At 47.8% G+C, this 9047-nt stretch carries 10 protein-coding genes; 4 read left to right on the top strand and 6 right to left on the bottom strand.

Translation table 11 applies throughout. The features are described from left to right. Window positions 1–141: 141 nt before the first annotated feature. The 5 genes from trmD to ABYP73_RS08610 form a co-directional block, all read right to left on the bottom strand. On the bottom strand, window positions 142–816 hold the full coding sequence (gene trmD / locus ABYP73_RS08630) for a tRNA (guanosine(37)-N1)-methyltransferase TrmD (RefSeq protein ID WP_372974049.1): 675 nt from the start codon (window positions 814–816) through the stop codon (window positions 142–144). Window positions 817–845: 29 nt separating this feature from the next. Continuing rightward, the gene (locus ABYP73_RS08625; protein ID WP_372974048.1) at window positions 846–1292 is read right to left on the bottom strand and encodes an N-acetyltransferase family protein; all 447 of its coding nucleotides are present in this window, start codon (window positions 1290–1292) and stop codon (window positions 846–848) included. A 38-nt stretch (window positions 1293–1330) separates the two neighbouring features. Further along, window positions 1331–1951: a tRNA (guanine-N1)-methyltransferase gene (locus tag ABYP73_RS08620; RefSeq protein WP_372946206.1), complete on the bottom strand. Its 621-nt coding sequence runs from the start codon at window positions 1949–1951 to the stop codon at window positions 1331–1333. Window positions 1952–2088: 137 nt separating this feature from the next. Beyond that, complete coding sequence (locus ABYP73_RS08615; protein WP_372974047.1) at window positions 2089–3540, bottom strand: glyceraldehyde-3-phosphate dehydrogenase; 1452 nt, start codon at window positions 3538–3540, stop codon at window positions 2089–2091. 122 nt (window positions 3541–3662) lie between these two features. After that, window positions 3663–5060 (bottom strand): trypsin-like peptidase domain-containing protein, encoded by a 1398-nt coding sequence (locus tag ABYP73_RS08610; protein ID WP_372974046.1) that lies wholly within the window; start codon window positions 5058–5060, stop codon window positions 3663–3665. Window positions 5061–5184: 124 nt separating this feature from the next. Between ABYP73_RS08610 and dapF the strand changes: the two genes are divergently transcribed. From dapF to ABYP73_RS08590, 4 genes are all read left to right on the top strand, one after another. Further along, a complete protein-coding gene (gene dapF, locus ABYP73_RS08605) occupies window positions 5185–5958 on the top strand; it encodes a diaminopimelate epimerase (RefSeq protein ID WP_372945718.1) in 774 nt (257 codons plus the stop codon). After that, complete coding sequence (locus ABYP73_RS08600; RefSeq protein ID WP_372945719.1) at window positions 5955–6488, top strand: GNAT family N-acetyltransferase; 534 nt, start codon at window positions 5955–5957, stop codon at window positions 6486–6488. Before dapF ends, ABYP73_RS08600 begins: the two co-directional genes overlap by 4 nt. Next, on the top strand, window positions 6479–7516 hold the full coding sequence (mltG, locus tag ABYP73_RS08595) for an endolytic transglycosylase MltG (RefSeq protein ID WP_372974045.1): 1038 nt from the start codon (window positions 6479–6481) through the stop codon (window positions 7514–7516). Before ABYP73_RS08600 ends, mltG begins: the two co-directional genes overlap by 10 nt. A 186-nt stretch (window positions 7517–7702) precedes the next feature. After that, window positions 7703–8299 (top strand): hypothetical protein, encoded by a 597-nt coding sequence (locus ABYP73_RS08590; RefSeq protein ID WP_372945721.1) that lies wholly within the window; start codon window positions 7703–7705, stop codon window positions 8297–8299. Window positions 8300–8335: 36 nt separating this feature from the next. Here ABYP73_RS08590 and ABYP73_RS08585 read toward each other — a convergent pair. Further along, window positions 8336–9047, bottom strand: a 712-nt coding sequence (locus ABYP73_RS08585) for an SAM-dependent methyltransferase (protein WP_372974044.1), incomplete at its 5' end; no start/stop codon positions are given.

Here is a 9047-nt window from a genome sequence, read left to right as displayed (position 1 = left end):
CTCCATCTGAGTATTTGATTTTAAATTTAATAACACCAACGTTCACGGGGATCGTCAGAGGTTGATTTTAACGACTGCAAAAATAATCTATTAATTTATACGAACAAGGATTTCTGTCGAATTTTTATACAGGCTTTGATTCTACTTCAGCAGGTCGGGCCTGAGGTTTTGTGTTCTGAGATGGGCCTGTTCTTCCCGCCATGCCTCAATGGCTTTGGTATTTCCTCCTGTGAGGATCTCCGGTACTTCCAGGCCTTTATAATTCCTCGGCCTCGTATATACGGGCGGAGCTAGGAGGTTATCCTGAAAGGTATCGGTCAGGGCCGAAGTTTCATCATTCAGAACCCCGGGAAGCAGACGGATCACGGCATCACACAGGACGGCAGCCCCCAGCTCGCCTCCTGATAGCACATAGTCGCCAATGGATATTTCCCTGGTGATCAGAGTATCTCTCACCCGCTGATCCACTCCTTTGTAATGTCCGCAGAGTATGATCATATTTCCCAGGAGGGAAAGAGAATTGGCCATTTTCTGATCGAGTGTCTGTCCGTCGGGGGTGAGGTAGATGACCTCATCGTATGTCCTCTGGGATTTCAGTTCCTGAATGCATTTATCAATGGGTTCGATCATCAGAACCATGCCGGCACCCCCTCCGAATTGATAGTCATCCACCTGTTTGTAATTTCCCTGTGCATAATCCCTGAGATTGTGGACATGTACTTCGACCAGCCCTTTTTCAATGGCACGTTTCAGGATGGAGGCCTCAAACGGACTTCTGAGGATCTCCGGAACTACAGTGATGATATCGATGCGCATCTTGAAATTTTCTGGTGTGTCTTAATTGATCAGGGTGCTGTCCAAAAGTAATGAAAACAGTGAATATCCTTTTTCCAGCCGAGTCTTTCGTAGAGGTTCTGAGCCGGATTTTCCACCGCCGTCTCCAGGGCCAGTCCCTTGTAGCCTTTTAAAGAGCAAAACCCCTGGGCCTTCCTCAACAATGCTGCACCCACGCCCAGCCCTCTGGCGGAAGGGATTACATAGAGGTCGTTCAGAATGAATACTGGTCTCAGGGAAACCGTCGAAAAACTGGAATACAGCTGTACAAATCCCACAGGAATATCATCGACCTCTCCCAAAAATATCTCGGAATCCCTTTCCCTGAGCCTGGCCTTTAAAAACGATCCGGCAGCCGGTTTGTCCGATGATTGCTTGTAAAAGACCCTATAGGCATCCAGTAAATCGATCAGAACGGGCAGGTCTGCTTCTGTGGCTGCTCTTGTGGAAATTGACATGGCGTTCTAAAAAAAAAGCTCCCTGAGGGGAGCTTCATTTATTTGGATTTTCTGTATTTGTTGATCTCGTCCTGTAACTGCCGGCTAATGCGCTGCTCCCTTTCCAAAGCCCTTCTCCTGTGGTCTTCGTATTCTGTTTCCAGGTCGGCCAGGCTGCTTTTGGCCTCCTGGGTAAGGACGTTGCTCTGCCTGAACTTAAAGATGAATAGGAGCAGCAGGAGGAACAAGCCCATGATTAGGGTCCACATGATGATGTTATAGGAAGACTTGGAGACCTGGGCCCCGAGCAGGGACATGCTGTCTTTTTCCTCTGTGACCGCATTCAGGTTTTTGGTTGTTTCCTCAAGGGTGGAATTCAGGGAGGCAATCGTACTTTGCTGGGTGCTGATCTCCTGTTGCAGCTGCTGAGCCTGGGCTCGTGCCGCATTCAGAGAGTCAAGCACATTTTGCCTCAGTTTATCGAGATTGATGGTCCTTACTACTTCGTATCTCCTGCCTTCGGCCCTGTAATTGCCCGATTTATCGTATATGTACTCAAACTGTGAATTGATGGTCCCGCCTTCCAGGGAGGGTTGCTCTGCGCTCTCATCAGTCTGGGCATAGGCCTGGAAACCTAGAAGGAGAACCATAACGACCATGGTAAGTCTGAAAAATTTCATTCCGCGTTGTTCTTGGGTTTAACTTTGATTCAGGTTTAGCTAAATTACCTTTAATATTAGTAAGTACGAAATAATTCTGGATAAGGATCATCTTCCGGAAGAAAAATAAAAATACAGGCGAATAACTCAGGTACTTCCTAATAATAAGTAAATCGCCTCACCTTTGCGATATATTTTGCCAGCCTGATGACCTGATGGGCGTAGCCGTACTCATTGTCATACCAGACGTATAAAACCATATTCTTACCTCCCGGATCGACGATCGTCGCCATACTGTCATAGATAGCCGGGGCAGAAGTTCCGATGATATCTGAGGAAACCAGTTCATTGCTCAGGGAATACTTGATCTGCTCCACCAGGTCCCCCTCCAGTGCGTATTTCTTGATGATGGTGTTGATGCCTTCCTTGGAAGTGGTATTCTTCACCTCCAGGTTCAGGATGGCAAGTGACCCGTTGGGCACCGGTACCCGGATGGCATTGGAGGTAAGTTTGCCTTCCAGGCTGGGGAGGGCTTTGGCCACGGCTTTTCCTGCTCCGGTTTCTGTGATCACCATATTGAGAGCGGCAGCCCGTCCTCTGCGATACTTTCCGTGCATATTGTCTACGAGGTTCTGATCGTTGGTATAAGCGTGAATGGTTTCCAGATGCCCTTTTACGATTCCCAGAGAATCTTCCACGACCTTCAGGATTGGGGTTATCGCATTGGTCGTACAGGAGGCAGCGGAATAGATCTTAGTGGTATCCGGATCGAATTCGCGCTGATTCACCCCGTGCACGATATTAGGTACATCTTTTCCCGGGGCAGTGAGGAGTACTTTTTCTACCCCTTTTGCCTTCAGGTGGCGGGAAAGGGATTTCTCATCTCTGTATGCCCCTGTGTTGTCAATGACTAAGGCGTCTTTTATGCCTAGCTTGGTATAATCGACCTCCTCAGGGACGCTGGCAGAGATCATATGCACTGTGGTGCCGTTCACGATGAGGGCCTTATTTTTGAAATCTGCTTCTACTGTTCCGCTGAATTGTCCGTGTACGGAATCCGTCCTGAGCAGGGTAGCTCTTTTTTCCAGTATTTCAGCTGATAGTTCCCCCCTGGTGACCACAGCCCGAAGCCGGAGCTGATTCCCTTTGCCTGTCTTTGCCATGAGTTCCCTGGCCAGAAGGCGTCCGATACGCCCAAAACCGTACAGGATCACGTCCTTGGGTTCGATCTCCCGGCTTTTTCTCGCATCCTTTAACTTGTCTACTACAAAGGCTTTTACGTTGTTGTACTGCCCTTCGTCTTCTGAGTGATACTCGTAGGTCAGCTTACCAATGTCCAGTTTTGAGGGGGGCAGTTTCAGGTCCTCGATGGCTCGGAGGATCTCCACAGAATCAAAGATGGATATAGGTTTTTGAACAAATTCCCCGGCATACTCGTGCAGGTTGATGATCTCACTGACGGGTTTGTCGATGATCTGGTTCTTGAACAGGACCACTTCTATGGCACGGTCGTACCAGAGGTCACTGATGATCTTGATGAATTCTGTGGACGCTTTTCTGCGATCGGCCTGAAAGGCCAGCTCCTTTTCATAGGTGGAAATTTTGTTCATTGAGGCGGTTGTTTAAATTTTTTGCAAAAGTATAGATTTCAAACGTTTTCGCACAAGGATCAACGATCAAAAAAACGCACCTGAACAGATGCGTTTTTCGAATTCATTTTTGACTGCAGGACCTACTGGAAAATCAATCTTTCCCGCTCTCCGTCTTTATTCAGCAGGGTGATCACTGTTTTCCCTCTTCGGGAGATCTTCCCAAATTCGATGCGGGCATCCTGTATGTCTTCAATGGGTTCCCCGTCGACTTCCAGGATTATATTATCCACGAGTTCGAGTCCATCCCTCCGGTAAATTTCGGGTACGCCCGTGATCTTTACACCTTTTTTAACTTTGTAGAGCTTCTTGTCCTTCTCGGTGAGGTTTTTTACTGAAAGCCCCATTACAGGTACAATCAGGGACTGCCTTTCTTTAAGGGTTACCGGTATTACCTTGCTTTCTCCTTTGCGCTCCACAGTTACCTGTACTTTATCTCCTGGTCTTTTGGTTGAAATATAGCCCGTCAGATCGGCAAATCTTCGGATCTTGATGTCGTCGATCTGCTTGATCACGTCTCCTTCTGCCAACCCTGCATCGTCTGCCCCGGATTCTTCCTCTACGTCTCCTATGTAAACTCCTTCTATTTCATCCAAACCATTTTCAATAGCATAGGGAGTATTGACGCGGGGAGCCGATATACCCAGCATTCCTTTCTGAACATTCCCGTATTCCAGAATGTCCTCTACTACTTTTTTGGCGATGTTACTGGGAACCGCAAAGGAATATCCCACGTATGATCCGGTTTGGGAGGTGATGGCGGTATTGATCCCGATGAGGTCCCCATTGGTATTCACCAGGGCTCCACCACTGTTGCCTGGGTTTACGGCCGCATCGGTCTGGATAAAGGACTGGTCCGACCTGCCCAGTGCCCTGGCTTTGGCGCTCACGATACCCGCTGTAACTGTTGAGGTAAGGTTGAAGGGATTTCCGACAGCCAACACCCATTCGCCCACTTTTGTGTTGTCCGAATCCCCGAAGGCCAGGTAGGGCAAAGGCCTGTCTGCCTGGATTTTGATCAGGGCGATATCCGAATTGGGATCCGTACCTATGAGTTCCGCTTCATAGGTTTTGTTGTTGTTAAGGGTGACCCTGAGTTCCGTCGATTTATCGATGACGTGGTTGTTGGTCACGATATATCCATCCGGGGAGATGATCACTCCGGATCCGGTTCCCACCTGAGGGACCTGCCGGGATTCCGATCCGTAAAAGAAATCGAAGACACTGGGAGCCGCTTTGCTGATGGTCAGGTTCTTGACGTGGACCACAGCGTTCACCGTATTCTCTGCCGCCGTGGTAAAGTCTACCGCATCAATCCCTGCACCTGCACTGGAAACCGGTTTGTTGCTCGTTTGAAACACAGGCATTTCCTCTTCCCATGCAAAAGTTGTTTTTCCTTTTTCGAAAAGTAATTTATAGCCTCCTAAGGTGATGAGTCCACCGAAGATGGCCACCAAAAGTAAACTCGTAATTCGTTTCATAATCTCGTTTATTAATTCACTTTAAAATTATAAGAAGTCCCGGTTTACCCCGGACCATTTAACGCCTTTTTAACTGCTAAAAATACCTTAAATAATGTCCTATCTTTGTACCTTGTTTTCTGCAATGGATTACCAATTCTCCAAATATCAGGGTACGGGAAACGATTTTATCATCCTTGATAATCGTCCAGATAAATTCCCCAAAAACGATACCAACCTGGTGGCCAGGCTTTGTGACCGACGATTTGGCATTGGAGCGGATGGACTTTTGCTCCTGGAAAATGACAAGTCGGCAGATTTCAGGATGGTGTATTTCAACTCAGATGGCAAGCCCGGAACCATGTGTGGCAATGGCGGGAGGTGTCTGGTCGCATTTGCACATTCTCTGGGGATCATTGGGGATACAACAAGTTTTTCGGCCAGTGACGGACTCCATCACGCGTCGATTTCCGGAGATCAGGTGTCCCTGAGCATGTCTGACGTTAAGGAAGTCAGTAAAAAAAGGAACGCCTTCTTCCTCGATACCGGATCACCTCATCACGTACAGGTTGTGAAAGATTTACAAGAATTTGAGGTGTTCAAGGAGGGTCGAAGGATACGTTATGGCATCTACGGTGAAAAGGGGAGTAATATCAATTTTGTAGAACAGGAGGGCCCCAGCACCTTCGCCGTGAGAACCTATGAAAGGGGTGTGGAAGACGAAACCTATTCCTGCGGTACTGGGGTTACAGCAGTAGCCATCGCTATGCATTTCGCCGGGTATACGAAATCGGCAGAGGTACAGATCAGAACAAGGGGAGGGGATCTTAAAATTAGCTTTCTTCCGAAAGGGAAAGGCTATGAACAGGTGGTCCTGCAAGGTCCGGCCACTTTTGTATTTAAAGGAGTGGTACAATGATAGAACTCAAGGGTAAGAAGGTGGTATTGAGGGCCCTGGAGCCGGAAGACTTGGACTTTCTGTACCTCCTTGAGAACGATACGCTTTTCTGGGAGGTAAGCGGCACACAACAGCCCTATTCGCGCCATGTGCTAAAGCAGTATCTGGACAATGCCCATCGCGACATTTACGAGGTCAAGCAATTGAGGATGGCGATCTGCAGTTCGGAAGGGGACCTTCTGGGTCTCATCGACCTGTTTGATTTTGATCCTAAACACCTGCGGGTGGGGCTCGGACTTGTCATCAGGGCTGCAGAGAACCGCAATAAGGGGATGGGCACCGAGGCCGTAGAACTCATCACGGCATACGCCTTTAGCACTCTGAATGTGAGGCAGGTCTATGCTCATGTGCTCGAGGACAACGATGCCAGTATGCGCTTGTTCGAGAAATCCGGATATACGAAAACAGCCACCAAGAAAGACTGGGTCCGGTGGCAAGGGACATTTAAAGATCAGTTCCTGTATCAAAAATTCAATCCGTCATGTATATAAAAAGGATCATCCTTGCCATTTTACTCCTGGGAATTCTGGCAGGAGGGGTTTTTGTTTACCATGTGTATACGACCTTTTTTTCGCCGAACACTGCTTTTGAGAACAGGGAGGCCTACGTTTATATCCCTTCGGATGCGGATATGACCGAACTACAGGAGCTGCTCCTACCCCTGCTGAAGGATGTGGATGCATTCCGTACAGTCGCGGAACGAAAACAATACAAGGTCAAAGGAGGGACGTATATCCTCAAAAAGGGGATGAACAATAATGAGATTGTGAATACCCTTCGCAGCGGCAACACTCCGGTGAAGGTCTCTTTCAATAACCAGGAATCCCTGCCTTCCCTGGCCGGCAGGATCTCTATGCAGATCGAGGCAGACAGCCTTTCCCTTATCAAAGCTTTCACAGATGAGGAGTTTCTCAGCAAACGCGACCTCAATGAGGATACCAGTCTGGGATTGTATATCCCGAATACCTATGAATTTTTCTGGAATTCCTCTGCCCTCGATTTCAGGGAGCGGATGGAACGGGAATACGATCGGTTCTGGAATGAAAGCAGGCTAAAGAAAGCTGAATCCATTGGGCTCAGTCCACCGCAGGTCATCGCCCTTGCATCGGTGGTCCAAAAAGAAAGTGCCAAGGTAGATGAAAGGCCCAGGATCGCCGGCGTCTATCTGAACAGGCTCAGGCGTGGCATGGCCCTGCAGGCCGATCCAACCGTAATATTTGCGCTAAAGAAGCAATTGAACAATTTCGACACGATCATCAGAAGGGTCCTTTACAGAGACCTGACCATCGATTCCCCTTACAACACGTATCGCTATGCCGGATTACCCCCGGGACCCATCACCATGCCCGATATATCATCAATTGATGCGGTCCTGAATGCTGAAAACCACAAATACTACTACTTCGTTGCGGATGTTGAGAATTTTGGCTATCACAAATTCGCAGAGGATTTGGCGCAACACAACCGGAATAAAGCGCAATACGTCCGTTGGATAAATAGCCAAAATATTAACAGATAAGCATTTTATCGGTTAAAATATACGCTTAGTCCTAAAAATATCACAAAACTCTGGAAATCATAGGGCTGTAAGAAAAAAGCTGCTATATCTTTGCTTTGTGAAATTTAAGCAAGCTCCCCCGGGAACTGTCAGTCTTAAGAAAACACATCTATGAGGAAGTGGATAACGTTAAGCTGTCCTCTTATCATGATTTTAATTTTAGCGAGTTTCGGAACCTCTCCAAAAATCCTGGTACAGGTGCCTGAGTCGCTGAAAGTTAAAGAACCTACACCGGTTCTGTTCCCCAAAGACAGGACCATTATGCAGTCTACAATGGTTGTTCCGCCCTTTCTGGGCAGCTCCTTTGTAGGTTTTAAGGAAGCGCTTGCTTTCAAGGAATCACAGGGAGACTATTTCACCATCAACACCTTGGGTTATCTGGGCAAGTATCAGTTCGGAGTAGGAACGCTCCAATTGATGGGCGTTTACAATGCGACCAAATTCCTGAATGACCCGACCTTGCAGGAAAAAGTCTTCAGGACCAACCTGTCCCGAAATAAATGGATCCTCAGGAAAGATATCCAGAGGTTCTCCGGAAAAAGGATCAAGGGTATTGAGATCACGGAGTCCGGGATTTTGGCCGCGGCTCACCTCGCAGGCCCCGGAAATGTCAAGAAATTCCTGAGATCTTATGGAGAATGGGAGGTTGAAGATGCCTATGGCACCTCTATTTTCCATTACCTGGAACAATTCTCGGGCTATGATGTATCGTCTATAAAAGCAGAGAAAAATCCCAGAATTTAAGGAGTACCTAAACGAGTTATCAAACCCGCTGTAAGTTCACTGTGCAAGGAGCAGGAATATAGCGGGTTTTTTGTGTAATTCCGGAGTTGATTTTTTTCCCCATTCATCAACGGTCATTGTTTTTATGAATTCTCCCTCCAAAGTGATAGCTGCAGCAATACACAAAAGGGTAGAAGGAGCCAGGGTTTTGATCAAATCTTCGTACAGTTTGTCATTCCTGTAAGGAGTTTCTATGAAGAGCTGGGTCTGATTTTTCTGGCGGGATTCCTTTTCCATGGCTTTCAACGCCCTCTTTTTGTCCTGGGTATCAATGGGTAAATACCCGTGAAAGCAGAAATTCTGACCATTCAACCCGCTTCCCATAAGGGCGAGGATAAGGGATGAGGGGCCAACCAGGGGGACTACCCGGATGTTCCTCTGATGGGCCAGCCTGACCACTTCGGCACCAGGGTCGGCCACGGCCGGACTCCCGGCTTCCGAGAGAATTCCAATGTTAAAGCCCTGTAAACAGGGATCCAGGAAGGAAGGAATAAGCTCCGGCTCGGTAAATTTATTCAGTTGTTCTATGTGGAGAGAGGGTTGTGATTTCCTGGGAGCAATATTTTTTATGAAATGGCGGGCCGATTTCTCATTCTCCACGATATAATGGTCTATTTCCTCAACGGCCTGTTTGATCGATATGGGAAGGACCTCCAAGGGAGCTGTATCCCCCAGGGTAGTAGGGATCAGATAAAGCTTTCCTTTGGGT

It is taken from the genome of Muriicola sp. (genome assembly GCF_041567615.1).
GTDB lineage: Bacteria > Bacteroidota > Bacteroidia > Flavobacteriales > Flavobacteriaceae > Muriicola.
This window is presented reverse-complemented; position numbering and strand designations above follow the sequence as displayed.

Coding starts and splice junctions, on each gene's coding strand:
- ABYP73_RS08615 (WP_372974047.1), bottom strand. CDS start 3,540: ATGAACAAAATTTCCACCTATGAAAAGGAGCTGGCCTTTCAGGCCGAT.
- ABYP73_RS08600 (WP_372945719.1), top strand. CDS start 5,955: ATGATAGAACTCAAGGGTAAGAAGGTGGTATTGAGGGCCCTGGAGCCG.
- dapF (WP_372945718.1), top strand. CDS start 5,185: ATGGATTACCAATTCTCCAAATATCAGGGTACGGGAAACGATTTTATC.
- trmD (WP_372974049.1), bottom strand. CDS start 816: ATGCGCATCGATATCATCACTGTAGTTCCGGAGATCCTCAGAAGTCCG.
- ABYP73_RS08610 (WP_372974046.1), bottom strand. CDS start 5,060: ATGAAACGAATTACGAGTTTACTTTTGGTGGCCATCTTCGGTGGACTC.
- ABYP73_RS08625 (WP_372974048.1), bottom strand. CDS start 1,292: ATGTCAATTTCCACAAGAGCAGCCACAGAAGCAGACCTGCCCGTTCTG.
- ABYP73_RS08590 (WP_372945721.1), top strand. CDS start 7,703: ATGATTTTAATTTTAGCGAGTTTCGGAACCTCTCCAAAAATCCTGGTA.
- mltG (WP_372974045.1), top strand. CDS start 6,479: ATGTATATAAAAAGGATCATCCTTGCCATTTTACTCCTGGGAATTCTG.
- ABYP73_RS08620 (WP_372946206.1), bottom strand. CDS start 1,951: ATGAAATTTTTCAGACTTACCATGGTCGTTATGGTTCTCCTTCTAGGT.